Here is a 26113-nt window from a genome sequence, read left to right as displayed (position 1 = left end):
CTTCTCATGCCTGGCCGTTCTATGCCTCGTGGCGCTCCGCCAGCACCCGCCTGGTCCCCGCCGTGACGGCGTCGACGCCGTTGCCGTCGAGCCACGCACCGACGATATCGACGCCAGTCTCGGCCGCGGCCGAGACCAGAAGGTTGCGGTGTGCGGGCTCGACAGGGGTGGGCAGCTGATCCCAGCTCACGGACACGAGCGCGGGCACCGCGGAGTCGGGCAGCTGGACCCCCGTGAGCAGCGCCACGTCGTGCAGCACCTCCGCCCTGGTGGGAAACACGTAGTCCGGGTAGGACAGGCGCAGGATCTCGAGCCCCGTGGACCGGGCCCAGGGCCAGCGCGCTGAATAGTGGGACAGCGCCTTGGCGCGGAGCTCACCGTGCGCTCCGGCGACCAGCACCCCGGATCCGACCGGCTCGGCCGCCAGTGCGTCCGAGCGCGCAGCCAGCAGCACCTGCCGGGTGTGCCGCACAGGAGGCGCCTCCAGTTCGGCCCCGAGGTGCGACAGCAGCGCGACGGCGACGCTCGCGGGGACCGCCAACACGAGTCGTTCCGTCAGAGCGAGCTGGCCTGCCCTCCCCTCCACGGAGATCCCCTCCTTGGAGCGGTGCAGACCAGTGACCGCTGTGCCCGTGACGATCCGCCCGCCGCCCGCCTCGACGGCAGTGACGAGCGCCTCGACGAGCCTGTACATGCCTCCGACGGGCTGCTCGACGACCGCCCCCGCCCGACCTCGCAGGGTGGCCGCCGCGGCCAGGAGCGACCCCGAGGCGGCGAACTCTGCCGTCAGGCCCGGTGCGACCGCCTCGATCCCGATCCGGTCGGCATGGACACCGAAGATGCCCCGCAGCACCGGCTCCACGCACCGGATCAGGACATGGTCGCCCAGCCGGGCGCGAACGAGTTCGCCCACGGTCTTGGCGTGGGCGCCGATCGCGGGATCGAGGCCGGGCTCGGCCTCGACGGCACGCCTGCCTTCCTCGCCAGCGGAGGCGAGGGCGGGGTCGTCGAGGGCTATCGGAATGCCGAGCACTCCCCTGCCGACCGGGAACTGGCCCTCTGACCACCAGAGGCGCGGCTCGCCGAGCGGCGCCGCGACCGCCACGCCGAGTTCGTCACACAGGGCCCTGGCGTGTCCGCCGCGCACGGCGAAGGCCTCGGCCCCGGAGTCCACGCTCACCCCGGCGAGGTCGACATGGGCGACCATGCCCCCTGGCTCGCGTGCCCCTTCAAAGATCGTCACTGCATATCCGGCCTTCGAGAGCCGGTATGCGCTGACGAGGCCGGCGATGCCGGCCCCCACCACGATCGCGCTCTTCATGGCGCTGATTGTGCCCCATGAACCCGCTCTGACTACCCGTGCATGTCCAAAAAACCCGGTCGTCGCGCAGGTGTGGCCGAAAGTCAGGAGTCGACGTTGTGCGCCAGCAGGCGCCAGCGTTCCCCGGTAAGGCCGAGTTCTGCGAAGTGGGCGTTGCCCAGCGTGCCCAGCGTCCCGTTGGGCAAGCCCAGCAGGCCGTGCAACGCACACGTCAGCGCGAGGCCGTGCGAGGCGACCAGCACCGTGCCGCCCTCGTGGCGCTGTGCGATCTCCTCGACGGCGGGCACGACGCGGGCCGTCACCTCCGCCACGGTCTCCCCCGTCGCCGAATGCCGGAAGTCGTCCGGCCGGTCACGCTCCAGCATCTCGGGCGCCTGCGCGGCCACCTCGTCCCACGTCAGTCCTGCCCACGTGCCGACGTCGATCTCCGCCAGCCGGGGGTCGATCAGGACCGGCTCCCCCGGCCTCACGAGGCGCGCGGTGTGCAGGGCGCGGCTCAGCGGCGAGCTGTAGACGGCATCGAAGACGAAGCCCTCCAGCCGTGTCCTGGCCGCCTTCGCCTGCTCGACGCCTGCCTCGTTCAGCGGTACGTCGGCGCGTCCCTGGAACCGGCGGGAGTGGTTCCAGTCGGTCTGTCCGTGGCGCAGCAGCAGGACGCGGGTTCCGACGTCGCGGAGCATGGACTCAGTCGACGTCCACGTCGTCGGCGGCCACGTCGTCGGCGGCCGTCGGCTCGGGCCGCTCGATGTCCAGCGGCACCTGCGGGCAGTCCTTCCAGAGCCGCTCCAGGTTGTACAGGGAGCGCTCCTCGGTGTGCTGCACGTGCACCACGAAGTCGACGTAGTCCAGCAGGACCCACCGGTTCTCCCGGTCGCCCTCGCGGCGGGTCGGCTTCAGCCGGACCTTCTTGATCAGAGCCTCCTCGACGCCGTCGACGATCGCGCCGACCTGGCGCTCGTTGCTGGCGGAGGCGATCAGGAAGATGTCGGTGATGGAGAGCTGCCCGGACACGTCGAAGGCGACGATCTGGTCACCCATCTTGTCCGAGGCCGCCTGTGCGGCGATGGTGACGGCGGCGAGCACCGGATCAGGTGCGGTCATGGGGAACTCCGGCTTCTGGGGCCGGGTAGAGGCCCCGCTTTGCGATGTACTGGACGATGCCATCGGGCACCAGGTACCAGATCGGCTCGTGGCCGCGGACGCGGTCACGGCAGTCAGTGGACGAGATGGCCAGGGCGGGCACCTCGATGAGGGTGACGGCGTCCTCGGGCAGGTGCGAGAGGTCACGCTCCGTCAGGGGCACGCCGGGACGCGTGACCCCGACGAAGTGGGCCAGGTCGAACAACTCGTCCGCGCCGCGCCACGTCAGGATCTGCCGGAGCGCGTCGGCGCCCGTGATGAAGAACAGGTCGGTGTTCTCGCCCCGCTCGGCATGGAGGTCGCGGAGGGTGTCGACGGTGTAGGTGTCGCCCGCCCGGTCGATGTCCACGCGGGACACGGAGAACCGGGGATTCGACGCCGTGGCGATCACCGTCATGAGGTAGCGGTCCTCGGCCAGCGAGACGTCCCGGTCCCGCTTCTGCCAGGGCACACCGGTCGGGACGAAGACGACCTCGTGCAGGCCGAACTTCGCGGCCACCTCCGAGGCGGCCACGAGGTGTCCGTGGTGGATCGGGTCGAATGTGCCGCCCATCACGCCGAGCCGGTAGCGCCCGACGCGCTCAGTCCGGGCCAGCGCCAGTTCGGTCGACGTCACTTCGAGTTCGGGCGTCCCGAACCCATCCCCACGACCCAGCCGAGGGCCCCGAGCAGCAGGACAAGCACAAACACACCCATGACCCAGCTGGGCACGAGCGGCGCCTCAGCGGCGGTCTCCAGAAGAAGGCTCATGGGACGCGATCCTAGCAAGCGCAGGCCGTCCGGCGGACATTGCTCAGGCGCGGACCTGTCCGTCGCCCTCCACGAGGTACTTGCTGCTGGTCATCTCGGCCAGCCCCATGGGCCCGCGGGCGTGCAGCTTCTGCGTGGAGATGCCGATCTCGGCGCCGAAGCCGAACTCGCCGCCGTCGACGAACCGGCTGGACGCGTTGACGAGGACGGCGGCCGCGTCGACGTCGTCTGTGAACCGCTTGGCGGCCGCCTTCGACGTCGTGATGATCGTCTCCGAATGCCCCGTGCCGTGACGGCGGATGTGGTCCAGCGCCTCGCCGAGGTCGTCGACGACGCGGGCCGCCAGGTCGAGGTCGAGGTACTCCCCTCGAACTCGTCCGGCCCCGCAGGGACGACGGCGTCGGAGTAGGCGACGACGGCCGCGTCGCCGTGGACGGTGACGCCCGCGCCCGCGAGGACGTCGAGGGCCCGCGGCAGGAACGCGTCGGCGACGGCCCGGTGCACCAGCAACGTCTCGGCCGCGTTGCACACGCTGGGGCGCTGCGTCTTGGCGTTGAGAAGGATCCCGATGGCCTGGTCGAGGTCGGCCGCCTCATCGACGTAGATGTGGCAGTTCCCGGTGCCCGTCTCGATGACCGGCACCGTGGAGCCGTCGACCACGGCCCGGATGAGGCCCGCCCCGCCCCGCGGGATGAGCACGTCGACCAGCCCCCGGGCCCGCATCATGTCGCCGGTGACCTCGCGGCCGCCGATGACGAGCTGGACGGCGTCGGGGGCGATGCCGACGGACTCGAGGCCCCGCCGCAGCGCGGCCACCGTCACCTGGTTCGATCCGAGCGCCGACGACGACCCGCGCAGCAGCGCCGCGTTACCGGACTTCAGGCAGATGCCGGCCGCGTCGGCCGTGACGTTCGGCCGGGCCTCGTAGATGATGCCGACGACGCCGAACGGCACCCGTACCTGGGTCACGGACACGCCGTTGGGGAGCTTCCAGCCGCGCACCACATCGCCGACGGGATCCGGGAGGGCGGCCAGGTCACGCAGTCCCTGCACCATGCCCGCGATCCGGGCGGAGGTGAGCGCCAGTCGGTCGACGATGGCCTCCTCCGTGCCCGCCTCCCGTGCCCTGGCGACATCCCCGGCGTTGGCGGCCAGCAGCTCGACCTCGGCGTCGGCGAGCGCATCGGCCATGGCGTGCAGCGCGGCATCCTTGCGGGCGCGGGTGAGGGTACCGAGGGTGCGGGCGGCCTCGCGGGCGGCCACGGCCTGCTGCTGGAAATCCATGGCCCCGAGTCTAGGCCGTCACACAGCGAGAGCGACGGCCTGCCTGCGGCTGCGGACCAGGTAGATGGCGAGGTTGATCGACGCGGTCACGCACATCGCGCCGGCGCACACGATCAACGCCCAGTCGACCGTGACGAACCCGAAGACGAACCACATCGCCTGGACGACGAGGAAGAGGGCGAGCCACCCGAGGGAGACGCCACGCAGATCGTCCGAGCGCAGCATCTCGCGCATCTGGGTCAGCTGGGCCAGCAACTGGGGGGCCACGATGACGGTGCCGAAGACGAAGGCCCCGAACAGCAGTTCCACGCCGCCCAGCGCGACCGCCAACGCCACGATGGCGAGCAGCGGGAGCAGCATGGACTTCCTGCGCTCCCGCAGGATGTAGCCGACGATACCCAGCGAGATGGCGCACAGGAGGATGTTGGGCACCTGCATCTGCGGCGCCTCGACGAGGAAGCCATGGAACGCCCACGCCGCCGTCGACGCGGCCGAGATCTGCCAGGTGCGCAGCGAGACCCCCGCGCTGGTGCGCTCCCGGACGATGCGCACGAACTGGGGAACGCTGGAGCCGACCCCCAGGGCCGCCGCGGCCCACCCGAACACCTCGATCACGCGCTCAGCCTAGGTGGTGAAACCGGTTTGAACAGCATCGGGTCGGTTGCGCGTCAGTCGGCCAGCATCATGTGGTCGCGGTGGATCACCGGACGCTGATGCCCGTGGCCGGCCTCGTCACTCGAATGCCCCAGCTCGGTGGTCAGCTCGGCGCTGGAGCAGCCCACGAAACCCCGGCCGATGACGGCGCCGTCGGGGCCGATGATCTCCACGGGCTCCCCCTCGGCGAAGGTGCCCTTCACCTCGCGGATCCCCGCCGCCAGCAGCGAGGCGTGACGGCGGATGAGGGCCCGCGCCGCGCCCTCGTCCACATGCAGCCAGCCGCGCGGCTCGGCCGCGAACGCCAGCCACAGCAGTCGCCGGGGCCGGCGCTTCTTCCGCGGCGGGAACAGCGTGCCGACATCCTCACCGGCCAGTGCGGCCTCGAGCTGGTCGGCGTGCCCGAGGACGACGGAGACCCCCGCCTGCGTGGCGATGTCCGCGGCGATGACCTTGGTGCGCATGCCACCGGTGCCCACCTTGGAGCCCACGCGTGACGTGTCGACCGCGAGCTTCGAGATGTCGTCGACGCGGGAGATCCGCTCTGCGCCGGGGGTGTCCGGGTGAGCCGTGTACAGGCCGTCGACGTCGCTCATCAGGAACAGCGCATCGGCACGCACCAGGTGCGCGATCAGCGCGGCGAGGCGGTCGTTGTCGCCGAAGCGGATCTCGTGCGTCGCCACCGTGTCGTTCTCGTTGACGATCGGCACGACCCCGAGCCGGAACAGCCGCGAGATGGTGTTCAGCGCGTTGCGGTAGGTGCTGGGGCGCAGCACGTCCTCGACAGTCAGCAGCAGCTGGGCGACCTGCACGCCGTGCTCGGCGAACGCGTCGCTGTAGGCGCGGATGAGCAGCCCCTGCCCCACCGCGGCCGCGGCCTGCTGGGTCTCGAGGTCGCGCGGGCGGCGGCGCAGGCCCAGCGGGCCGATGGCCGCGGCGATGGCGCCCGAGGTGACCAGCACCACGCGGGAGCCCCGTGCCTGCAGGCCGGACAGCAGCCGGGCCAGCTCGTCCACCCGGGCCGTGTCGAGCCTGCCGTCAGCGCCCGTCAGCGACGAGGACCCGACCTTGACGACGACGCGACGGGCCTCGGCGATCTGCGGCCTCACCCTTCCTCGTCCTCGGCCTCATATCCCGAGGTCGCGAAGTCGATGCCTGCTGCCTTCGCCGCGTGGTACTCCGCGTCCATGCGCTTGCGTCGCGTCGCGGCAGGACGCTCGGTCTCCAGACGTGTGTCCTCGCCGCGGCGGGCCAGGATCTCGGCGCCGGACTCGATCTGCGGCGCGAAGTCGAAGACGACGGCGTCCTCGCCGCCGATCGCGACGGCATCGCCGGGACGGGCACCGATCTCCAGCAGCTTCGTCTCGATGCCGAGCCGGGTGAACCGGTCGGCCAGGTAGCCGACGGCCTCCGCGTTGTTGAAGTCGGTCTGCCGGATCCAGCGCTCGGGCTTCTCGCCGCGCACGCGCCAGATGAAGCCGCCCTCGCCGTCCCCCTTCTTCACGATGGTGAAATCGGGCTCGGCCTGGGAGCCGCGGCGGGAACCGACCGGCCGCGGACGCAGCACCTGCGCGGGTGCGGCCGGCGGAAGCTCGGCGCGACGCTTGGCGACGACGTCGGCCATCGCGAACTTCAGCGCGTTCAGGCCCTCGCCGGTCTTGGTCGAGATCTCGAAGATCGGGTGACCGAAGCGCTGGAGTTCCTCGCGCGCGATGGCCGCCATCTCGTGCGCGTCCGGCAGGTCCACCTTGTTCAGCGCGATCAGCCGGTGCCGGTCCTCGAGCCCACCGTGGGCGGCCAGCTCGGCCTCGATGATCTCGAGGTCGCTGACCGGGTCCCTGCCGGGCTCGTAGGTGCCCAGGTCGATGACGTGCACGATGGCCTGGCAGCGCTCGATGTGGCGCAGGAAGTCGAAGCCGAGGCCGCGTCCCTCCGAGGCCCCCTCGATGAGGCCGGGCACGTCGGCGACGGTGTAGGTGACCTCACCCGCGAGGACCACCCCCAGGTTGGGCACCAGCGTGGTGAACGGGTAGTCGGCGATCTTCGGCCTCGCCCTGGAGATCGCGGCGATCAGCGACGACTTGCCGGCGGACGGGAACCCGACGAGGCCGACGTCTGCGACGACCTTCAGCTCAAGCTGGATGACGCGGGATTCGCCCTCCTCGCCGAGCAGGGCGAAGCCGGGCGCCTTCCTGGCCGCGGTCGCGAGCGCCGCGTTGCCGAGTCCGCCGCGGCCTCCGCGGGCGACGACCAGTTCCGAGCCGTCGACGGTCAGGTCGGCGAGGACCTCGCCGGTGGTCGCATCGGTGACGACGGTGCCGGTCGGCACGGCCAGCACGATGCTCTCGCCACGCGGGCCGTGCTGCATGTCACCCTTGCCCGGTTGGCCGTTGGTCGCCTTCCGCACCGATTGACGGTGGTAGTCGACCAGGGTGGACAGCGAGTCGTCGACACGCAGGACGACGGAACCGCCCTCGCCGCCGTTGCCGCCGTCGGGGCCGCCGAGCGGCTTGAATTTTTCGCGGTGGACGGAGGCGCAGCCGTGCCCGCCGTTGCCGGCCTGGACGGTCAGCTTGACGCGGTCTACGAAGGAAGGAATAGCCATAGCGCGGCCAGTCTACCGGCCAGCGCCGTGGTTCCCCCGTTCGTGAGCGTGCCACGGAGAACCGGCTGAGGCCCGCCCCAGTACGGGACGGGCCTCAGCCGATGGTGTCTCTTGGTGTGCCTCAGGCGGCGGAGACGACGTTGACCACGCGGCGACCGCGCTTCACGCCGAACTCCACCTGGCCCTCGACCAGCGCGAACAGGGTGTCGTCCTTGCCGCGGCCGACGCCGTCACCCGGGTGGAAGTGGGTGCCACGCTGACGCACGAGGATCTCGCCCGCGCCGACAGCCTGGCCACCGAAGCGCTTCACGCCGAGGCGCTGAGCGTTGGAATCACGACCGTTGCGCGTCGAGGACGCGCCCTTCTTGGTTGCCATGTCTTACTCTCCTCAGGCCTTGATTCCGGTGAACTTGACCTGGGTGTACCGCTGACGGTGCCCCTGGCGCTTCTTATAGCCGGTCTTGTTCTTGTACTTCAGGATCCGGATCTTCGGACCCTTGATCTCACCCAGAACCTCGGCGGTGACACTCACCTTGCCGAGGCCCTTGGCGTCAGAGGTGATCTTGTCGCCGTCGACCAGCAGCAGCGGCTGCAGGGTGACGGTACCGCCGACCTCTTCGGACACCAGATCGATGTCCAGGACGTCGCCGACAGCTACCTTGTGCTGACGGCCACCGTTGCGCACGATCGCGTACACGACTGACCTACCTTCGTTTCATTACAAAAGTCAATTGGCTGCCCATCCCGTCATGAAACAAGGGGGCAAAGCACCGATGGACTACTTTACGTGGCCGCGGGTACGCGGTCAAACCGGACGCCGGCTATGTGGTCACCACGACGGGAACGATCATCGGACGACGACGCAGCGACTTCGAGGCCCACTGCCCCACCGTGCGCCGGGTGACCTGCTGCAGACGGTAGGCGTCGTCGACGCCGTCGCGCATCGCGGTCGTGAGCGCGTCGGCCGTTCTGGTGCGCACATCCTCGAAGACCGAGTCACCCTCAGCGATGCCGCGGGCCTGGATCTCGGGTCCGGAGACGATCCTGCGGTTGTGGAGATCGACGACGGTGATGACCGAGATGAAGCCCTCCTCGCCGAGGATCCGGCGGTCCATGATCGACTCGGAGATGTCACCGACCGTGGAGCCGTCGACGAAGATGTAGCTCGCGTCGATGGAGCCGACCTTCTTCGCGATCCCCGCCTTCAGATCGATGACGTCGCCGTCGCCGGCCACGATGACGCGCTCGCTCGGGACGCCCGTCTGCTCTGCGAGCTTGCCGTTGGCCACCAGGTGACGCACCTCGCCGTGGATCGGCATGGCGTTGCGGGGCCGCAGGATGTTGTAGCAGTAGAGCAGTTCGCCTGCGGAGGCGTGGCCGGAGACGTGCACGAGCGCGTTGCCCTTGTGCACGACGTTGGCGCCGAGCCTCGTCAGGCCGTTGATGACCCGGTAGACGGAGTTCTCGTTGCCGGGGATCAGCGAGCTGGCCAGCAGCACCGTGTCGCCCTTGCCGACCTCGATGACGGGGTGCTCGCGGTTCGCGATGCGGCTCAGCGCCGCCATCGGCTCGCCCTGCGAACCGGTGGAGACGATCACGACCTTGTCCACCGGGTACCGGTCGATCTCCTTGAGTTCGATCAGGGTGCCGGCGGGCACGTGCAGGTAGCCGAGGTCGCGGGCCGTCGCCATGTTGCGGACCATGGAGCGGCCCACGTAGACGACCTTGCGGTCATGCTTGACGGCCATGTCGAGCACCTGCTGGACGCGGTGCACGTGCGAGGCGAAGCAGGCCACGATCAGCTTGCCCTTGGCCGCGTCGAAGACGCGTTCGATGGCGGGCACCACGTCCTTCTCGGGGTGGTGAAGCCGGGCACCTCCGCGTTGGTGGAGTCGGCCATGAACAGGTCGACGCCCTCGTCGCCGAGGCGGGCGAAGCCGCGCAGGTCGGTGATGCGGCCGTCGAGCGGCAGCTGGTCCATCTTGAAGTCGCCGGTGTGAAGCACGAGGCCGGCCTTGGTGCGGATCGCGACGGCCAGCGCGTCGGGGATGGAGTGGTTGACGGCCAGGAACTCGAAGTCGAAGTTGCCGATCTCCAGGATCTCGCCCTCCTCGACCGCGTCGAGGGTGAACTCGCGGATCCGGTGCTCCCGCAGCTTCCCGGCGACGAACGCCAGCGTCAGCTTGGAGCCGTAGACGGGGATGTCGTTTCGGCGCTTCAGGAGGTACGGGACGGCGCCGATGTGGTCCTCGTGGCCGTGGGTGAGCACCAGCGCGACGATGTCGTCGAGCCGGTCGTCCAGGTAGTCGAGGGCGGGGAGGATCAGGTCGACGCCGGGGTGGTGGTCCTCGGGGAACAACACGCCGCAGTCGACCAGGGCGATCTGACCGTCGATCTCGAAGGCGGTCATGTTGCGACCAACGTCGCCGAGCCCGCCCAGCGGGATCACCCGCAGGGTTCCCGGAGCCAGCTTGGGTGGGGTCTGCGCGTCTGTCATGGGTGCCAGGCTAGTGGATAGAGTGGGGCCCATGCCCCCATCGACTCCGTCCGTCTCGCCCTGCCCGCTGAGGCGGTCGACATCGCACGCATCCAGCGTCGGGCCTGGGCCGAGGCCGGCATGCCCCCGGAGGCGCTCTCCGCGGTGCCCGCCGACGTGGCCACCCGTGCCTGGCACGAGGCCATCGTGAAGCCGCCGCTGGCCCACTGCAGGGTGCTGGTCGCCGTCGGCGACGCGGGGGTGGTCGGCTTCGCCGTCACGGGCCCCAGCGGGGAGCCGGACCGTGAGAACGCCGACGGCACGATCGCCGAGTTCATCGTCGACCCGAAGCACCGCAGGAAGGGGCACGGCTCACGGCTCATGAACGCCGCGGTCGACACGCTGCGCACCGACGGCTTCGAGGTCGCGGTGTTCTGGGCGCGCGCGGCCGACGACGCCCTGCGGTCCTTTCTCGTGGGCTGCGGCTGGGCCGCCGACGGCGCGCACCAGGAGGTGGGCGTCGACGAGGACGGCGAGCACGTCAAGCTGGTGCGGCTGCACACCCGCATCGCGGCCGACTGATCACTCCAGGCTGATGCCGAGGTACTTGGTCTCCAGGTACTCGTCCAGCCCCTCGTGGGAGCCCTCGCGGCCCAGGCCCGAGGCCTTCACTCCCCCGAACGGGGCGGCCGGGTTCGACACGACGCCTGTGTTGACCGCCACCATCCCGCTCTCGAGCCTTTCGGCCGCGCGGACGACGCGGCCGATGTCGCGGGAGTACACGTAGGCCATCAGGCCGAACTCGGAGTCGTTGGCCAGGGCGATGGCCTCCTCGTCGCCGTCGACCGTGACGATCGGCGCCACGGGGCCGAAGATCTCCTCCCGCAGCACGTCGGCGTCGCGGGGGACGTCCGTGAGCACCGTGGGGCGGTAGAAGTGTCCGGGACGCTCAGGAGCTCCCCCGCCGGTCAGCACGCGCGCACCCTTCGCCACGGCGTCGTCCACCAGCCGCGTCACCTTGGCGACGGCGGCGTCGTCGATCAGCGGGCCGAGCGTCGTCGTTTCGACCATGCCGTCGCCGACGACGAGGCCCTCGACCGCGGCGACCAGCTTGGAGGTGAACTCGTCGACGCGGTCGCGGTGCACGTAGAACCGGTTCGCGGCCGTGCAGGCCTCCCCGTTGTTGCGGAACTTGGCGGGCATGGCCCCGGCGACGGCGGCGTCCACGTCTGCGTCGCCCAGCACCAGGAAGGGCGCGTTGCCGCCGAGCTCCATCGACGTGCGCAGCACACCGTCTGCGGCCTGCCGCAGGAGCGCGCGACCCACCTCCGTGGAACCCGTGAATGTGAGCTTCCGGAGCCGGGGATCGGTCAGGATGGGTGCGGAGACGGCCCCGGAGTCGGTCGAGGTGATGCAGTTCACGACGCCATCGGGGACGCCCGCGTCGCGCAGGGTCGCCATCAGGTACAGCATCGTGAGCGGGGTGAGCTGGGCCGGTTTGATGACGGCGGTGCAGCCCGCGGCGAGCGCCGGACCGAGCTTGCGGGTGCCCATGGCCAGCGGAAAGTTCCACGGGGTGATGGCGTACACGGGGCCGACGGGCTGCTTCATGGTCAGCAGGCGGTTGCTACCCGACGGCGCGGTGGTCCAGCGCCCCTCCACGCGGCACGTCTCCTCCGCGAACCAGCGGAAGAACTCGGCCCCGTAGGCGACCTCGCCGCGCGACTCGGCCAGCGGCTTGCCCATCTCCAGGGTCATGAGCGCGGCGAAGTCGTCGCCGCGTTCGAGGATCAGCTCGAAGGCACGGCGCAGGATCTCTGCGCGGTGGCGGGGCTCAGTGGAAGCCCAGGCGGGTCCCGCGGCGCAGGCGGCGTCGAGGGCGGCCCTGGCGTCCTCCTGGTCGCCGTCCCCGACGCGGGCGATGACGGCGCCGCTGGCCGGGTTACGGACGGCGAACGTGTCCCGGGACGGCCGGAACCGGCCGCCGATGAACTGTCCGACCGGCACGCGGGCCAGGAGCGATTCGGTGTCCATGACCATTCCTCGGGCGCCCGGTCAGATGCCGAGCACCTGCTCCATCTCGAGGGTGAGCCCGGGGTGGTCGACGACGTGGCGGATGGCGGCGACGACGCCGGGCATGAAGGAGACCCTGTCGAACGAGTCGTGCCGGATCGTCAGCGTCTCGCCGTGGGTGCCGAGCAGCACCTCCTGGTGGGCCACGAGGCCCTGCAGGCGCACGCCGTGGATGTGGACGCCGTCGACCACGGCGCCGCGGGCTCCTGCGTCGTGCACGGTGGCATCGGGGACCGGCCCCAGGCCCGCCGCGTCGCGGGCCGCGCCCACCCGACGCGCGGTCGTCGCGGCCGTGCCGGACGGGGCGTCAGCCTTGTTCGGGTGGTGCAGTTCGATGATCTCGACGGACGGGTAGAACGGGGCCGCCTTGGCGGCGAACTGCATCATCAGGATGGCGCCGATGGAGAAGTTCGAGGCGATGAGAACGCCGACACCGGGGTGCGCGTCCAGGAGACCGCGGACCGTCTCGAGTCGCTCCTGCGTGAAGCCCGTGGTGCCGATGACCATGTTGATGCCCCGCTCCAGGCACCACTCGATGTTGCCCATCACGGCGTCAGGATGCGTGAAGTCCACCGCGACCTTCGCCCGGCCGAGTTGTTCGCGGGGTTCCCCGAGGTCCACCCCGCCGACGATGGTCATGCCCTCTGCGCGGTCCACCGCCCGGACGACCTCGCTGCCCATCTTCCCGCTGACGCCGAAGACACCGACCTGGATCTCGTGCATGTCCTATCTGCTCCCTCTCAACCGTCGTCGTCCCCAGTCAACCAGCCTGACCAGGCCCGGGCAAGCACCCGGGCCCGGCGCTGGACACCATGGAAACGGCGGGCGCCGGGATCCCTGTGGATCCCGGCGCCCGCCGTCGTGGGTGCTACCGCGTCACTCCGCGGCGGCCTCCTCCTTGGCCTCCTCGACCACCGGCGCCAGCGACAGCTTGCCGCGGTCGTCGATGTCCGAGATCTCCACCTGGAGCTTCTGGCCGACGCTGAGCACGTCCTCGACGTCCTCGACGCGCTTGCCACCGGCCAGCGCGCGGAGCTTCGAGATGTGCAGCAGGCCGTCCTTGCCCGGGAGCAGCGACACGAAGGCGCCGAAGCTGGTCAGCTTCACGACGGTGCCGAGGTACCGCTCGCCCTTCTCGGGCATGTGCGGGTTGGCGATCGCGTTGATCTGCGCGACGGCCGCGTCGGCCGCCTCGCCGGTTTCAGCGCCGACGTAGACGGTGCCGTCGTCCTCGATCGCGATGTTCGCGCCGGTCTCGTCCTGGATCTGGTTGATGATCTTGCCCTTCGGGCCGATCACCTCGCCGATCTTGTCAACCGGGATGCGCAGCGAGATGATCCGCGGCGCGTAGGGGCTCATCTCGTCCGGGCCCTCGATGGCCTCGTCCATGACGTCGAGCAGCGTGTGCCGGGCGTCGCGGGCCTGCAACAGGGCCTTCTGGAGCTCGGAGGCGGGGATGCCGTTGAGCTTCGTGTCGAGCTGGAGGGCGGTGACGAAGTCACGCGTGCCGGCGACCTTGAAGTCCATGTCACCGAGGGCATCCTCGGCGCCGAGGATGTCGGTCAGCGCGACGTACTTCGTCTCACCGTCCAGTTCCTCGCTCATGAGGCCCATGGCGATGCCGGCCACGGGGGCCTTCAGCGGCACGCCGGCGTTGAGCAGCGACAGGGTCGAGGCACACACCGAGCCCATGGAGGTCGAGCCGTTGGAGCCGAGAGCCTCGGACACCTGGCGGATCGCGTAGGGGAACTCGTTGCGCGTGGGCAGCACGGGGATCAGCGCACGCTCGGCGAGCGCACCGTGGCCGATCTCACGCCGCTTCGGGGAGCCGACGCGGCCGGTCTCGCCCGTCGAGAACGGCGGGAAGTTGTAGTTGTGCATGTAGCGCTTGGTCTTCTCCGGCGCCAACGTGTCGATCTTCTGCTCCATGTCGAGCATGTTCAGCGTGGAGACGCCCATGATCTGGGTCTCGCCGCGCTGGAACAGGGCGGAGCCGTGCACGCGCGGGATGACCGCGACCTCGGCGGACAGGGCGCGGATGTCGGTGACGCCGCGGCCGTCGATGCGGACCTGCTCGGCGAGGGTGCGGTGACGCACGATCTTCTTGGTCAGGCCCTTGAGGGCGGCCGAGATCTCGTTGCCGCGGCCGGCGAAGCGCTCGGCCAGCTGCTCGGTGACATCCTGCCGGATGGCGTGCGTGGCGTCGTCACGGTCCTGCTTGCCCGCGATCTTCATGGCCTCGGCGATGCGATCGGAGGCGAGCTCCGAGACAGCCTCGAACACGTCGTCCTGGTAGTCACGGAAGACGGGGAAGTCGTAGGTCTCGCGAGGCAGCTTGGCCGCGAGCTCCGACTGGGCGTCGCACAGCTGCTTGATGAACGGCTTGGCGGCCTCGAGGCCCTGGCCGACGATCTCCTCGGTCGGGGCGACGGCGCCGCCACGGACGAGCTCCCAGGTGGCCTCCGTGCCGCCGGCTTCGACCATCATGATGGCGACGTCACCGTCGGGCAGGACGCGGCCCGCGACGACCATCTGGAACGCCGAGGCGGCGATCTGCTCGATGGTCGGGAACGCGACCCAGTCGCCGCCGATCAGGGCGACGCGGACGCCGCCGATCGGGCCGGAGAACGGCAGCCCGGCGAGCTGGGTCGACATCGACGCGGCGTTGATGGCGACGACGTCGTACATGACGGCGGGGTTCAGCGACAGGACAGTCACGACGACCTGGACCTCGTTGCGCAGGCCCTTCACGAAGGCGGGACGCAGCGGGCGGTCGATGAGGCGACAGGCGAGGATGGCGCCCTCGCCGGGGCGACCCTCGCGGCGGAAGAACGAGCCGGGGATGCGACCCGCGGCGTACATGCGCTCCTCTACGTCGACGGTCAGGGGGAAGAAGTCGATGGCGTCGCGCGGGGTCTTCTGCGCGGTCGTCGCCGACAGCAGCATGGTGTCGCCGTCGAGGTAGACGGCGGCGGAGCCGTCGGCCTGCTGAGCGAGGACGCCCGCCTCGAAGCGGACGGTGTGCTTACCGTGGCGACCGTTGTCAATAACGGTCTCGGTGAATTCGATGCCTGGTCCTTCCACGGACAGGCTCCTTTCGGGTGTGAGCGCGCCCAACCCCTGGCGGGAAGATCATCCGCCGTGCCTGCCGGTCTTCGATCGAGACCCGCGGGGGCGCTTGCGCACCCGAAGGCCACTACCGAGGACCAGACGAGACCGAGTCTGGGCTGCTGGGTAACTGTTCGGTATTCGGTTGTATGCGGCAGTCTACCCGTTCGGGTGATGTCCAGCGGCATCGACGAGCCGGGACGACGATGGGCACATGGCTGTGACGCCCGCACCACTGGACGTTTCCTCCGCTGCGGCGACCGCGCGGCGGTGGGCCCACGCCTGCCGCGATCTCCCTGAACCTCCGTCCGCCCGACTGCTCGGCGACGCGCTGGCACAGCCCGGCGGGCTGGACTTCACCCTCGCCTTCGTCGACGAGGTCATGAGGCCCGAGGACCCGCGCGTGGCCGCAGCCGCGCTGGCCAGGCTCGCGGCCTCTCCCCCCGACTTCCTGCCCGCGCCGCTGGCCCTGGCTCTCCGCGGCGCCGCCGCCGCTCCCCGCGCCGCCCTCCCCGTGGCCCGGCGGGCGTTCAGGGCCCTGGTGGGAGACCTGGTCGTCGACGTCGGCGGCCCGCTGCCGCGGACCCTGCGACGGCTGCGGCGCGGCGGGGTCCGCCTCAACCTGAATCTCCTCGGCGAGGCCGTCCTCGGCGACGACCACGCACAGCAGCGGCTGGCCCGCACCCGACGGCTGCTCGAGCTGGACGGCGTCGACCACGTCTCCATCAAGGTCTCGGCCGTGTTGGGCCAGCGCTCCGCCTGGGGGCATGCCGACGCCGTCGACCAGGCCGTGCGCCGGCTCCGCCCCCTGTACGCGGCGGCGGCCCGCGCAGGGTGCTTCGTCAACCTCGACATGGAGGAGTACCGCGACCTCCACCTGACCCTCGACGTGTTCCGGCGGCTTCTCTCCCTTCCCGGCCTCGAGCGGCTCGACGCGGGCATCGCCGTGCAGACCTACCTGCGCGAGTCCGACCTGGTGCTCGCGGAGCTCGACGCCTTCGCCAGGCGCAGGGCGGCGGCGGGAGGCCGACCCATCAGGGTCCGCCTGGTCAAGGGCGCCAACCTCGCCATGGAACTCGTCACGGCGGAGCTGCGCGGGTGGCCGTCGCCCGTGCTGGGGTCGAAGCTGGACACGGACGCCTCGTTCCTCTCCGCCCTCGGCCGCTGCCTGCGACCCGGGGCGGTCGATCGGCTGCGGATCGGCGTCGCCAGCCACAACGTCTTCTCGCTCGCCGCCGCGCACACACTCGCCCGCGCCCGGGGCGTGGAAGCCGGCACGGAACTCGAGATGCTGGCGGGCATGGCGCCGCGGCTGCAACGGGTCGTCGGGGCCGAGGTCGGCGCCCCGCGACTGTATGTGCCGCTGGTGCCGGCTGCGGAGTACGGCGCGGCCGTGTCGTACCTGGCGCGCAGGCTCGAGGAGAACGCGGCTCCGGAGAACTTCATGTCCGGGGCCTCCCGGCTCGGCTCCGATCCGGCGTTCCTGGAGCGGGAGGAGGCCAGGTTCCTGGCGGCCGCCGCCCACTCCCCCGCCCTGGCGGCAGCCTGGGTCGTCCAGGAGCGGCAGCAGGCCGGCCCGGGGTTCCGCAACGCGGCCGACACCGACACGACGACGCCCTCAGGCGCCGCCTGGGCCGACGCCGTCCGGGGTGCGCTGCCAGCCCGGCGGCTCGGCGCCCGCACCACCCTCGACTCGACGATCACGACGACGGCGCAGGTGTCGACGATCCTGGACCGGGCCGCACGGGAGGGTGGCGCCTGGTCCGCGGTCCCGGCCGGCCAGCGGGCGGACGTGCTGCGGGCAGTCGCCCGGTCGCTGGAGGCCGTCCGCCGGCGACTCGTCACCGTCGCCTGCGACGACGCGGGCAAGCTGCCGGAGCAGGCCGACGCTGAGGTCTCGGAGGCCGTCGACTTCGCCACCTACTACGCGTCGCTGGCCACCGAGGTCGTCCCCGGCGCCCGTCAGCTGCCGCCGCGGGTGACCGTGGTCGCGTCGCCCTGGAACTTCCCGATCGCGATCCCGTTGGGCGGGGTGGCCGCGGCGTTGGCCGTCGGGTCGGCTGTCGTGCTGAAGCCCGCTCCGTCCGCGCGACGGGTGGCGGCCGTCCTGGCCGAGTCGCTGTGGGACGCGGGCGTCCCCCGCGGGCTCCTGCAGCTCGCCGTCCTCGACGACGGGCCGCTCGGGCGCGACCTGATCACCGACACCCGGGTCGAGCAGGTGCTCCTGACCGGATCCGCCGAGACGGCGGAACTGTTCCGCACCTGGCGGCCCGGCCTCCCGCTGCTGGCGGAGACGTCCGGGAAGAACGCCATCATCGTGACCCCCGCCGCGGATCTCGACCTGGCCGCCGCCGATCTGGTCTCCTCCGCGTTCGGTCACTCCGGTCAGAAGTGCTCCGCCGCCTCGCTGGGCATCCTGGTCGGATCGGTCGCGCGGTCGGCCCGCTTCCTCGACCAGCTGGTCGACGCGGCCGCCTCGCTGCGCGTCGGCACCGCACGCGATCCGGGCGCCCAGGTGGGCCCGCTCACCGAGGAGCCCGGGGAGAAGCTGCTGCGGGGATTGACGCAGCTGGAGCCGGGGCAGCGTTGGCTCCTCGAACCACACCTGCTGGGGGAGCGCCTCTGGCGGCCGGGGATCCGCGCCGGGGTGCGACCGGGCAGCGAGTTCCACCGCGCGGAGTACTTCGGTCCCGTGCTGGGGCTGATGGCGGCACCGGACCTGGCAACCGCCATCGCCTGGGCCAACGACACCGCGTTCGGGCTCACCTCGGGGATCCACTCGTTGGATCCGACGGAGGTGCAGGAGTGGCTCGACGGCGTCCGGGCAGGCAACCTCTACGTCAACCGGCCCATCACGGGCGCCATCGTCCGCCGGCAGCCCTTCGGTGGGTGGAAGCGGTCGGTCGTCGGGCCGTCGGCCAAGGCGGGCGGACCCAACCACCTGGCGGCGCTCGGCACCTGGGTGCCGACACCCGTGGCGGTGGACCCCGACGCCCACCCGACCGACGCCCGCCTCGCCCGCCTCCAGCGGGAGGCCGCGGCCGTCCTTGACGGCGACGCGCTGGCCCGGCTCGGCACCGTCCTCAGCGGCGACGAGCGCGAGGCGCGGGCCAGGTTCGGCGCCCTCCACGACCCGTCGGGCCTGGTCGCCGAGGTCAACGTCCTGCGGTACCGACCCGCGACGGTGACCGTCCGGGTGGAGGATGCCACCGCGGACGCCGTCCTCCGCGAGGCGGGCGCCGCCGTCGCTCTGGGGCGGCGGCCTCCTTCTCCTTCCGGGGCGAGCCCGCCGGTCACCTGCGGAGAGTCCTCGAGTCGGTCGGCCTGCCGGTCTCCGTCGAGCACGACGCTGCCTTCGATGCGGGCGCCGTCGGCAGGATCCGGTACCTCGGGAGCCGCGACGTATCCGTCGCGCTGGGCCGCCGGATCGACGTGACAGTCTTCGCGGGACCGAGCCTCGTCCCCCTGCGCCTCGCCGGCCTGGCCTATGTGCTGGAGCAGTCGGTCTCCATCACCGCACACCGGTTCGGGCATCCGAGCCCGCTCGTGTCACAACTGCGGTTGGGTGGGCTGCCATGAGGTCCCCGATCCGTCACCTTCGCGGGGTGTTCCACCCCGAGGCATTCCACGGACACGGCGTCCGCGGCGGCTACTTCGAGGGCTGGTACATCAAGCTGATCTCCTCCGACCTCGCCGCCCGCTGGGCCGTTATCCCCGGGATCTTCCGCGCCGAGGGTGAACGGACCGGCGAGGCGTTCGTCCAGGTCCTCGACGGCCTGACGGGGCGCTCCTGGTACCACCGCTACCCGGTCGACCAGTTCCGCGCCGACGACCGCTCGTTCGTCGTGGAGGTGGGGGCCAACCGGTTCGACCACGCCGGCGTCCGGCTCGACCTGCCCCAACTGCGGGGCACGGTGACGTACGCGACCCCGCCCGTCCCCTACCCGGTCACGCCGCTGCGGCCGGGAATCATGGGCTGGTACGGGTACGTGCCGGTCATGGAGTGTCTCCACGGCATCGTCTCGTTCGGGCACGGGCTCGCCGGCGCCCTCGCCGTCGAGGACACCCCGACGTCGTTCACCGGCGGCCGCGGCTACATCGAGAAGGACTGGGGCCGGTCCTTCCCCGCCGGATACGTGTGGCTCGCCAGCAACCATCTCTCCGACGACGCGGGGAAGCCCGACGAGGGCTCCCTGACGGCGTCGTGCGCCATCATCCCGGGCCTCGGTCGCACCTTCCGCGGGTCGATCGTCGCGCTGCGACGTCACGGGCGGATCAGCACCTGGGCCACCTGGAACGGCTCGACCGACACGCGGCTGTCCATCACGGACGACCGCGTCGACTGGGAGCTGCGTGGGCCGGACGGCGTCCTGGCCATGAGCGCGACCCGCCCCCGGGGCGGGCTGCTGCACGCGCCGCTGCGCACCGCGATGCACCGCAGGGTCGAGGAGACGCTCGACGCCCGCGTCACCGTCCGGCACACCGGCGGCACCGGGGAGACGCTGTTCGCCGGAACCGGAGTCGCCGCCGGGCTGGAGGTGTTCGGCGACACCGACCGCCTGATCGCCCTCTGAGACAAAGCGAGCGGGGCACCCCCGAAGGAGTGCCCCGCCCGAAGAGATCTTCGCAGGAGATCAGCGACGCAGGCCCAGGCGGGCGATCAGCGCACGGTAGTGCTCGACGTCGTTCTTGGCGACGTAGTTGAGCAGGCGGCGACGCTGGCCGACCATGAGCATCAGCCCACGACGGCTGTGGTGATCGCCCTTGTGGGACTTCAGGTGCTCGGTGAGGTGCGCGATCCGCTTCGTCAGCAGAGCGATCTGCACGTCGGGCGAACCGGTGTCACCAGGCTTGGTCGCGTACTCTTCAATGATCTGCTTCTTCATTTCAGCATCCATAGTCGGTGCTCCTCTCGGTTCGCTGCACGGCGCCCCCTTCGCTGGTGCGGGCGGGGCTCTTACGAGGCCGTGGCCGGTATGACGGCAACCTGCATACCTTAACACCGTCCCTCCGAGGGCCCCTAATCACCCGCTCTCCCGGCCTGCCCGAATCCGTTCCACCCCGATTGCGGGCCACCCCGACGCGCTAGGGTGGAGACCCCGAGAGGACCCCCGAGGAGCAAAATGGCCATCACCGTGCGCCGTGTCGAAGCCGATGATCTCGATCAGTTGCGCCTGCACCAGTCACGCCCGGAGCTTGGCCTCGTGGACAAGCATTTCTCTGCCATGAACCAGGGCAGATTGATCTTCGCGGTCGCCCTGGACGGGGCCGCGGCCCTCGGCACTGCCCTCCTCGACTTCGAGTCCGGAGACCTCACACCAGAGTTGCGCAACATGTACGTCTACCCGTCGGCCCGCCGCATGGGCGCAGGCCGGGCGCTCAGCAGCTTCCTGGAGAGGACGGCCCGGGAGGCTGGCTACAGCGCCGTCTACCTCGCCGTCGACCCGATGAATGAGAAGGCCGTTCCGCTCTACGTCTCCCTCGAATACCACCCGACCGGCGAGCATCTGTTCGTCGAGGATCCCGAGGTGGAGCAGGTCGACGACGGTGTGGAGGCCTCGAAGCACTACGCCGTCTACAAGAAGTCGCTCACCGTCCGCTGAGCGGTCCCCCGCGGGGCGTCAGGCCAGCGCCTCCCGGGCGCGGTCGACGTCGGCACGCATCTGCACGATGAGGTCGTCGACGCCCGTGAATCGCACCTGGCCGCGTAGCCGCGCGACGAAGTCCACCGCCACCTCGACGCCGTAGAGCTCCAGGTCGGTGCGGTCGATGACATAGCTTTCGACGCGGCGATCAGCTCCGTCGAACGTGGGGTTCGTCCCGACGGAGATCGCGGCGGCCATCGGCGCAGCCCCGGGTTCGTCGAGGCGCGTCAGCCAACCGGCGTAGACGCCGTCAGCGGGCACCGCCATGTCGGAGGGCACCGTCAGGTTCGCCGTCGGGAAGCCGAGCTGCCGTCCGCGCTGGTCTCCGACCACGACGACACCGCGGAACCGGAACGGACGCTCCAGCTGACGTGCGGCCCCCTCGACGTCGCCGTCGACCAGTTGCTGCCGGATGGAGGTGGAGCAGGTGACGCCGTCGGCGTCGTGTTCGAGGGCCACCGGCTCGACCGCGAAGCGGCCCTGCCCGAGGGTGGCGAGCGTGGCGACGTCGCCGGCCGCCTTCGCCCCGAAGCGGAAGTTCTCTCCCACCACGATCCTGCGTGGGTTGAGCGGCAGCAGGAACCGCTCGACGAAAGTCGCGGGGTTGAGGGCGGCTACGTCCGGCGTGAACGAGATGACCCGCACCTCGTGGGCCCCCGCCTCGCGGAGCAGCTCGATGCGGGTGCGCAGGTCACTCAGGAGTTTGGGCGCCTGGCCGGGCCGGAGCACGGTCACCGGATGGGGCCAGAACGTCACGACGATGACGGGCAGGCCGTCACCGGCGAGGGCTGCCTGCAGGACCCGCCTGTGGCCGGCGTGCACGCCGTCGAAGTTGCCGATCACCACGACAGATTCGTTCACCTGGTTGCTCCTTCGAGGAATCTATGTTCGACGGCGATCACACGAGGACGGCGAGCGGCTTGGCGCCCGCGTCGCTGGGCTCGTAGAGGGCCAGCAGGTTGCCGGCCGGATCGAGGACGCCGGTCGGGGTGCCCGGGACGGTCCGGCTGAGGCGCCGCCCGAAGCCGACGTCGACGGCCTCCTCGGCGGTCAGCTCGACCACGGGGAAACTGCGCCGGGCCGCCTCGGCCATGCTGAGCAGCGCGGGGGCTCGTCGCCGAGCCGGACGGCGTCGGCGATGTCGTAGCCGCCGATGCGGGTGCGGCGCAGGCTGGTCAGGTGGCCCCCCACCCCGAGAGCCTCACCCAGGTCCCGGGCGATGGCCCGGACGTAGGTGCCAGACGAGCATTCAACGTCGAGGTCGACGTCGAGGCAGTCGCCCTCCACCCGCGCCCCGAGCACGTCGAGCCGGGTGATCGTCACGGGACGTTTCTTCAGCTCAACCGCCTCACCGGCCCTGGCCAGCGCGTAAGCGCGCTTACCCTCCACCTTGATGGCGGAGAAGCTGCTGGGACGCTGCAGAATGTCGCCGCGTTGCGGCGCGAGCGCCGCGTCCACCGCGGCGATGCTGAGGCCGGCCGCGGGAGCGACCGGCTCGACGGTGCCGTCGGCGTCATCGGTGTCGGAGCGTTCCCCCAGCCGGACCGTGGCCAGGTACCGCTTGTCGTGGAGTGCCAGGTGTCCGAGCAGGCGGGTCGCCCGGTTGACGCCGAGGATCAGGACGCCGGTCGCCATCGGGTCGAGGGTGCCGGCGTGGCCGATCTTGCGGGTGCCGAGCAGCCGCCGCAGCCGCCCCACCACCTGGTGGGAGGTGACCCCCGACTCCTTGTCGACGATCACCACCCCCGAGGCGTGGTTCACTGCTGGTCGGCTTCCTCGGCCTGGCGGGGCTGCCTGTAGGGGTCAGCCTCGCCGGCGAACTCCTTGCCGCGCGCGGCCGCCGCGGCCTCGGCGTCGCTCGCCTGGACCTGCGCGAGCAGGTCCTCGATGTGGCGGGCCGACTCGGGCGTCGCGTCCAGGACGAACGCCAGCGTCGGGGTGAACTTCATCCCGAGCTGGGCGCCGACCGTCGAACGGAGCATCCCGGTGGCCGACGCGAGGGCGGCCGCGGAACCGGCGCGCGCCTCGTCGTCGCCCAGCACCGTGTAGAACGCCGTCGCCTCCCGGTTGTCACCGGAGAGGCGGACCTCCGTGATGGTGACGAACCCCAGACGGGGGTCCTTCACCCTACGGTCGATCGTCGACGCCAGCAGCACCTTGATCTGGTCAGCGAGCTTCGCGTTGCGTGGGCCCACCATGTCAGTCGCGCTCCTTCTCCACCATCTCGTACGTCTCGACGATGTCACCGATCCGGATGTCGTTGTAGTTCGACAGAGTCAGACCACACTCGAAGCCCTCGCGGACCTCGGTCGCATCGTCCTTCTCGCGTCGCAGCGAGGCGACCGAGGTGTCGGCGATGACGACGCCGTCGCGGAGCAGACGCGCCTTGGCGTTGCGCCGCATGGTGCCGTTGGTGACCATACAGCCGGCGATGTTGCCGAACTTGGAGGAACGGAAGACCTCACGGATCTCCGCGTGACCGCGGATCTCCTCGGCGTAGATCGGCTTGAGCATGCCCTTGAGCGCGGCCTCGATCTCGTCGATCGCGGCGTAGATGACCGAGTAGAAGCGGATGTCCACGTTCTCCCGGTCCGCCATCTGGGTCGCGTGCGGCGTGGGCCGCACGTTGAAGCCGAGGATGACGGCCTTGGAGGCCGCGGCGAGCGAGACGTTGGTCTCGGTGATCGCACCGACACCGCGGTCGATGACGCGCAGCGACACCTCTTCGCCGACCTCGATCTTGCTGAGGGCGTCTTCGAGGGCCTCCACAGAACCGGCGCCGTCACCCTTGAGGATGAGGAGCAGCTCCTGCGTCTCGCCCTTCTCCATCTGCTCGAACAGCTGGTCGAGGGTCTTGCGACGGCTCGTCTTCGCCTGCATGGCGGCCCGCATGCGGGCCTCACGCTTGTCGGCGATCTGGCGGGCCATGCGGTCGTCGTCGACAACGAGGAAGTTGTCGCCGGCTCCCGGCACGGACGTCAGGCCGAGCACCTGGACGGGCATCGACGGCGGGGCCTCGGTGATGGTGTCGCCCTGATCGTTGATCAGCGCGCGGACGCGGCCGTGGGCCGAACCGGCGACGATGGAGTCACCGATCCGCAGCGTGCCGCGGTGCACCAGGACGGTGGCAACCGGGCCGCGGCCCTTGTCGAGGTGGGCCTCGATGGCCACACCCTGCGCAGGCATGTCGGGGTTCGCACGCAGATCGAGCGCGGCGTCGGCCGTCAAGACGATCGACTCCAGCAGGTGGTCCAGGCCCTCGCGGGTGACCGCGGACACGTCGACGAACTGGGTGTCGCCGCCGTACTCCTCGGGAACCAGTCCGAACTCGGACAGCTGACCGCGGACACGGACCGGGTCGGCCGTCTCCTTGTCGATCTTGTTGACCGCCACCACGATCGGGACGTCTGCCGCCTTGGCGTGGTTGAGCGCCTCGATGGTCTGCGGCATGACACCGTCATCGGCCGCGACGACCAGCACCGCGATGTCGGTCGACTTGGCACCACGGGCACGCATGGCGGTGAACGCCTCGTGGCCCGGGGTGTCGATGAAGGTGATCGCGCGCTCGGCCTCGTCGACGACAGTCTCCACCTGGTAGGCGCCGATCGCCTGGGTGATGCCGCCGGCCTCGCGGGCCTGCACATTGGCGTGCCGCAGGGCGTCGAGGAGCTTCGTCTTGCCGTGGTCGACGTGGCCCATGACGGTGACGACGGGCGGACGTGCCGCCAGATCGTCCTCGTCGCCGATGTCCTCGCCGAACTCCAGGTCGAAGCTCTCGAGCAGCTCGCGGTCCTCGTCCTCCGGGGAGACGACCTCGATGTTGTAGTCGAGTTCGGCGCCCAGCACCTCGAGGGTGTCGTCGGCGACCGACTGCGTCGCGGTGACCATCTCGCCCAGGTGGAACAGCACCTGCACGAGCGACGCCGCGTCGACGCCGATCTTCTCGGCGAGATCCGTCAGCGAGGCACCGCGGCGGAGCCGGACGGTCTGTCCCTCGCCCTTCCGGACGCGCACGCCGCCGATCGCGGGGGCCTCCATCTGGTCGAACTCTTGCCTGCGCTGCTTCTTCGACTTGCGACCACGCTTACCTGCGGCGCCGCCACGACCGAAGGCACCCTGCGTGCCGCCGCGGCCACGGCCGCCTCCGCGACCGCCGGGGCCACCCATCGGGCCGCCGCCCATGGGCGGGCCGCCCGCGCCGGGGCGGGCACCGCCGCCACCGCCGGGACGACCACGGCCGGGGCCACCCTGGCCGGGACGCGAGGGACGGGCGCCGATCGCGGCGTTGGCCGTCTTCGGCATCATCGCGGGGTTGGGGCGCGGCATGCCGGGCAGGCCGCCGGTGCCGCCGGGACGGGGCATCCGGTTGTCGCCGCCCGCGGGTGCACCGGGACGGGCGCCACCGGGGCCGTCGCGGCGCGGGGCACCGTCAGGACGCGGGGCGCGTCGCTGCTGAGTGCCCATGCCCTGCGACGGGGCGAACGGGTTGTTACCCGGGCGCGGTGCGCCGGGCTTGCGGGGACCGGGAGTCGGTGCCCCGCCGGGGCGGGGAGCCGGGGTCGGCGCAGCGGGACGCGGGCCGGGGGCCGGAGCCGCACCACCGGGGCGCGCAGCGGGACGCGGCGCGGGGGCCGCTGCCGGCGGGGTCGCCGCAGGCTTGGCCGCCGGGCCGGGGGCCGGTGCCGCGGGACGCGGGGCGGGGGTCGGTGCGGCGGGGCGCGGGGCGGCCGGGCGGGCCGGCTGCGCAGCCGTGGGGTCGACCGCACCAGGGGTCACTGCCGGCGCTGCCGGCGTGGCCTGGGGTGCGGCGGGCTTTGCCGGCGCCGGCTTCGGCGCGGCCTGGGGCTTGGACTGGTTGTCGGATCCGCCGGCGTTGTACGCCTCCCGGATCTTGCGGACGACAGGCGCCTCCAACGTGGAGGACGGTCCGCGGACGTATTCGCCCAACTCACCGAGCTTGGTGAGAAGGTCTTTGCTAGAAATCCCGATTTCCTTGGCGATCTCGTGAACGCGAGGCTTAGCCACTACTCTCCTTCGCGGGCCCGACCCCAAGGCCG

At 71.0% G+C, this 26113-nt stretch carries 22 protein-coding genes and 3 pseudogenes; 5 read left to right on the top strand and 20 right to left on the bottom strand.

Annotated elements, in window-relative coordinates:
- Nucleotides 1-19: 19 nt before the first annotated feature.
- The 12 genes and pseudogenes from H9L22_RS03765 to H9L22_RS03710 all read right to left on the bottom strand — a co-directional run bounded on the left by H9L22_RS03765 (nucleotide 20) and on the right by H9L22_RS03710 (nucleotide 10251).
- On the bottom strand, nucleotides 20-1321 hold the full coding sequence (locus H9L22_RS03765; RefSeq protein ID WP_187721654.1) for a protoporphyrinogen/coproporphyrinogen oxidase: 1302 nt from the start codon (nucleotides 1319-1321) through the stop codon (nucleotides 20-22).
- Nucleotides 1322-1404: 83 nt separating this feature from the next.
- Nucleotides 1405-2001 carry a histidine phosphatase family protein gene (locus H9L22_RS03760; protein WP_187721653.1) on the bottom strand — a complete coding sequence of 199 codons (597 nt, stop codon included), beginning with the start codon at nucleotides 1999-2001 and terminating at the stop codon, nucleotides 1405-1407.
- 4 nt (nucleotides 2002-2005) lie between these two features.
- Nucleotides 2006-2422: a ribosome silencing factor gene (gene rsfS / locus H9L22_RS03755; protein ID WP_187721652.1), complete on the bottom strand. Its 417-nt coding sequence runs from the start codon at nucleotides 2420-2422 to the stop codon at nucleotides 2006-2008.
- Nucleotides 2409-3077, bottom strand: a complete 669-nt coding sequence (gene nadD, locus H9L22_RS03750) for a nicotinate-nucleotide adenylyltransferase (protein WP_187721651.1) — start codon at nucleotides 3075-3077, stop codon at nucleotides 2409-2411. Before nadD ends, rsfS begins: the two co-directional genes overlap by 14 nt.
- Nucleotides 3074-3211 (bottom strand): hypothetical protein, encoded by a 138-nt coding sequence (locus H9L22_RS03745; RefSeq protein ID WP_187721650.1) that lies wholly within the window; start codon nucleotides 3209-3211, stop codon nucleotides 3074-3076. The genes nadD and H9L22_RS03745 overlap by 4 nt, the downstream gene beginning before the upstream one ends.
- A 43-nt stretch (nucleotides 3212-3254) precedes the next feature.
- Nucleotides 3255-4495 (bottom strand): annotated as a pseudogene (locus H9L22_RS03740) (glutamate-5-semialdehyde dehydrogenase).
- Nucleotides 4496-4513: 18 nt separating this feature from the next.
- Nucleotides 4514-5110, bottom strand: a complete 597-nt coding sequence (locus H9L22_RS03735) for a PQ-loop repeat-containing protein (protein ID WP_187721649.1) — start codon at nucleotides 5108-5110, stop codon at nucleotides 4514-4516.
- A 53-nt stretch (nucleotides 5111-5163) separates the two neighbouring features.
- Nucleotides 5164-6258, bottom strand: coding sequence for a glutamate 5-kinase (gene proB / locus H9L22_RS03730; RefSeq protein ID WP_187721648.1), 1095 nt, complete (start codon nucleotides 6256-6258; stop codon nucleotides 5164-5166).
- Nucleotides 6255-7754, bottom strand: a complete 1500-nt coding sequence (gene obgE / locus H9L22_RS03725; RefSeq protein ID WP_187721647.1) for a GTPase ObgE — start codon at nucleotides 7752-7754, stop codon at nucleotides 6255-6257. Before obgE ends, proB begins: the two co-directional genes overlap by 4 nt.
- 121 nt (nucleotides 7755-7875) lie before the next feature.
- Nucleotides 7876-8130 (bottom strand): 50S ribosomal protein L27, encoded by a 255-nt coding sequence (gene rpmA / locus H9L22_RS03720; RefSeq protein WP_187721646.1) that lies wholly within the window; start codon nucleotides 8128-8130, stop codon nucleotides 7876-7878.
- A gap of 12 nt (nucleotides 8131-8142) precedes the next feature.
- A complete protein-coding gene (rplU, locus tag H9L22_RS03715; protein WP_187721645.1) occupies nucleotides 8143-8451 on the bottom strand; it encodes a 50S ribosomal protein L21 in 309 nt (102 codons plus the stop codon).
- A 124-nt stretch (nucleotides 8452-8575) separates the two neighbouring features.
- Nucleotides 8576-10251: pseudogene (locus tag H9L22_RS03710) on the bottom strand (ribonuclease J).
- 120 nt (nucleotides 10252-10371) lie between these two features.
- Here H9L22_RS03710 and H9L22_RS03705 point away from each other — a divergent pair.
- A complete protein-coding gene (locus H9L22_RS03705) occupies nucleotides 10372-10812 on the top strand; it encodes a GNAT family N-acetyltransferase (protein WP_187721644.1) in 441 nt (146 codons plus the stop codon).
- Here the strand turns inward: H9L22_RS03705 and H9L22_RS03700 are convergent, their stop codons facing one another.
- The 3 genes from H9L22_RS03700 to H9L22_RS03690 all read right to left on the bottom strand — a co-directional run bounded on the left by H9L22_RS03700 (nucleotide 10813) and on the right by H9L22_RS03690 (nucleotide 15387).
- Nucleotides 10813-12264, bottom strand: a complete 1452-nt coding sequence (locus H9L22_RS03700) for an NAD-dependent succinate-semialdehyde dehydrogenase (RefSeq protein ID WP_187721643.1) — start codon at nucleotides 12262-12264, stop codon at nucleotides 10813-10815. It abuts the gene before it with no gap.
- Nucleotides 12265-12285: 21 nt separating this feature from the next.
- Nucleotides 12286-13026: a 4-hydroxy-tetrahydrodipicolinate reductase gene (gene dapB / locus H9L22_RS03695; protein ID WP_187721642.1), complete on the bottom strand. Its 741-nt coding sequence runs from the start codon at nucleotides 13024-13026 to the stop codon at nucleotides 12286-12288.
- A gap of 153 nt (nucleotides 13027-13179) precedes the next feature.
- On the bottom strand, nucleotides 13180-15387 hold the full coding sequence (locus tag H9L22_RS03690; protein ID WP_187721641.1) for a polyribonucleotide nucleotidyltransferase: 2208 nt from the start codon (nucleotides 15385-15387) through the stop codon (nucleotides 13180-13182).
- A gap of 238 nt (nucleotides 15388-15625) precedes the next feature.
- Here H9L22_RS03690 and H9L22_RS03685 point away from each other — a divergent pair, with 238 nt between their 5' ends.
- Genes H9L22_RS03685 through H9L22_RS03675 form a run of 3 tightly spaced genes read left to right on the top strand, consistent with a single transcriptional unit; the run spans nucleotide 15626 to nucleotide 19985 of the window.
- The gene (locus tag H9L22_RS03685; protein ID WP_187721640.1) at nucleotides 15626-18847 is read left to right on the top strand and encodes a proline dehydrogenase family protein; all 3222 of its coding nucleotides are present in this window, start codon (nucleotides 15626-15628) and stop codon (nucleotides 18845-18847) included.
- Nucleotides 18844-18990 carry a hypothetical protein gene (locus tag H9L22_RS03680; protein ID WP_187721639.1) on the top strand — a complete coding sequence of 49 codons (147 nt, stop codon included), beginning with the start codon at nucleotides 18844-18846 and terminating at the stop codon, nucleotides 18988-18990. Before H9L22_RS03685 ends, H9L22_RS03680 begins: the two co-directional genes overlap by 4 nt.
- Nucleotides 18987-19985: a tocopherol cyclase family protein gene (locus H9L22_RS03675; protein ID WP_187721638.1), complete on the top strand. Its 999-nt coding sequence runs from the start codon at nucleotides 18987-18989 to the stop codon at nucleotides 19983-19985. The genes H9L22_RS03680 and H9L22_RS03675 overlap by 4 nt, the downstream gene beginning before the upstream one ends.
- Before the next feature lie 60 nt (nucleotides 19986-20045).
- Here the strand turns inward: H9L22_RS03675 and rpsO are convergent, their stop codons facing one another.
- Nucleotides 20046-20309, bottom strand: a complete 264-nt coding sequence (rpsO, locus tag H9L22_RS03670) for a 30S ribosomal protein S15 (protein ID WP_187721637.1) — start codon at nucleotides 20307-20309, stop codon at nucleotides 20046-20048.
- A gap of 225 nt (nucleotides 20310-20534) precedes the next feature.
- On the opposite strand from rpsO, the gene H9L22_RS03665 reads away from it, so the two are divergent.
- Nucleotides 20535-21014, top strand: a complete 480-nt coding sequence (locus tag H9L22_RS03665) for a GNAT family N-acetyltransferase (RefSeq protein ID WP_187721636.1) — start codon at nucleotides 20535-20537, stop codon at nucleotides 21012-21014.
- An 18-nt stretch (nucleotides 21015-21032) separates the two neighbouring features.
- Here the strand turns inward: H9L22_RS03665 and H9L22_RS03660 are convergent, their stop codons facing one another.
- From H9L22_RS03660 to infB, 4 genes and pseudogenes are all read right to left on the bottom strand, one after another.
- Nucleotides 21033-21917: a bifunctional riboflavin kinase/FAD synthetase gene (locus H9L22_RS03660; RefSeq protein ID WP_187721635.1), complete on the bottom strand. Its 885-nt coding sequence runs from the start codon at nucleotides 21915-21917 to the stop codon at nucleotides 21033-21035.
- A 37-nt stretch (nucleotides 21918-21954) separates the two neighbouring features.
- Nucleotides 21955-22817, bottom strand: a pseudogene (gene truB, locus H9L22_RS03655) (tRNA pseudouridine(55) synthase TruB).
- The gene (gene rbfA / locus H9L22_RS03650) at nucleotides 22814-23254 is read right to left on the bottom strand and encodes a 30S ribosome-binding factor RbfA (RefSeq protein ID WP_187721634.1); all 441 of its coding nucleotides are present in this window, start codon (nucleotides 23252-23254) and stop codon (nucleotides 22814-22816) included. Before rbfA ends, truB begins: the two are co-directional and overlap by 4 nt.
- A gap of 1 nt (nucleotide 23255) precedes the next feature.
- Entirely contained in the window at nucleotides 23256-26081 is a 2826-nt protein-coding gene (gene infB, locus H9L22_RS03645; RefSeq protein WP_187721633.1) for a translation initiation factor IF-2, read from the bottom strand.
- Nucleotides 26082-26113: the final 32 nt, after the last annotated feature.

The organism is Tessaracoccus defluvii, from assembly GCF_014489575.1.
Classification (GTDB): domain Bacteria; phylum Actinomycetota; class Actinomycetes; order Propionibacteriales; family Propionibacteriaceae; genus Arachnia; species Arachnia defluvii.
The sequence above is the reverse complement of the archived record's forward strand: the minus strand, read 5'-3'. Positions and strand labels throughout refer to the sequence as shown.

What these genes read in the sequence shown, in the direction of transcription:
- H9L22_RS03705 (WP_187721644.1), top strand. Translation starts at nt 10,372, where the DNA reads ATGCCCCCGGAGGCGCTCTCCGCGGTGCCCGCCGACGTGGCCACCCGT.
- H9L22_RS03760 (WP_187721653.1), bottom strand. Translation starts at nt 2,001, where the DNA reads ATGCTCCGCGACGTCGGAACCCGCGTCCTGCTGCTGCGCCACGGACAG.
- H9L22_RS03700 (WP_187721643.1), bottom strand. Translation starts at nt 12,264, where the DNA reads ATGGACACCGAATCGCTCCTGGCCCGCGTGCCGGTCGGACAGTTCATC.
- H9L22_RS03685 (WP_187721640.1), top strand. Translation starts at nt 15,626, where the DNA reads ATGGCTGTGACGCCCGCACCACTGGACGTTTCCTCCGCTGCGGCGACC.
- rbfA (WP_187721634.1), bottom strand. Translation starts at nt 23,254, where the DNA reads ATGGTGGGCCCACGCAACGCGAAGCTCGCTGACCAGATCAAGGTGCTG.
- obgE (WP_187721647.1), bottom strand. Translation starts at nt 7,754, where the DNA reads ATGGCTATTCCTTCCTTCGTAGACCGCGTCAAGCTGACCGTCCAGGCC.
- H9L22_RS03745 (WP_187721650.1), bottom strand. Translation starts at nt 3,211, where the DNA reads ATGAGCCTTCTTCTGGAGACCGCCGCTGAGGCGCCGCTCGTGCCCAGC.
- H9L22_RS03665 (WP_187721636.1), top strand. Translation starts at nt 20,535, where the DNA reads ATGGCCATCACCGTGCGCCGTGTCGAAGCCGATGATCTCGATCAGTTG.
- H9L22_RS03765 (WP_187721654.1), bottom strand. Translation starts at nt 1,321, where the DNA reads ATGAAGAGCGCGATCGTGGTGGGGGCCGGCATCGCCGGCCTCGTCAGC.
- dapB (WP_187721642.1), bottom strand. Translation starts at nt 13,026, where the DNA reads ATGCACGAGATCCAGGTCGGTGTCTTCGGCGTCAGCGGGAAGATGGGC.
- rsfS (WP_187721652.1), bottom strand. Translation starts at nt 2,422, where the DNA reads ATGACCGCACCTGATCCGGTGCTCGCCGCCGTCACCATCGCCGCACAG.
- rpmA (WP_187721646.1), bottom strand. Translation starts at nt 8,130, where the DNA reads ATGGCAACCAAGAAGGGCGCGTCCTCGACGCGCAACGGTCGTGATTCC.
- rpsO (WP_187721637.1), bottom strand. Translation starts at nt 20,309, where the DNA reads ATGGATGCTGAAATGAAGAAGCAGATCATTGAAGAGTACGCGACCAAG.
- H9L22_RS03675 (WP_187721638.1), top strand. Translation starts at nt 18,987, where the DNA reads ATGAGGTCCCCGATCCGTCACCTTCGCGGGGTGTTCCACCCCGAGGCA.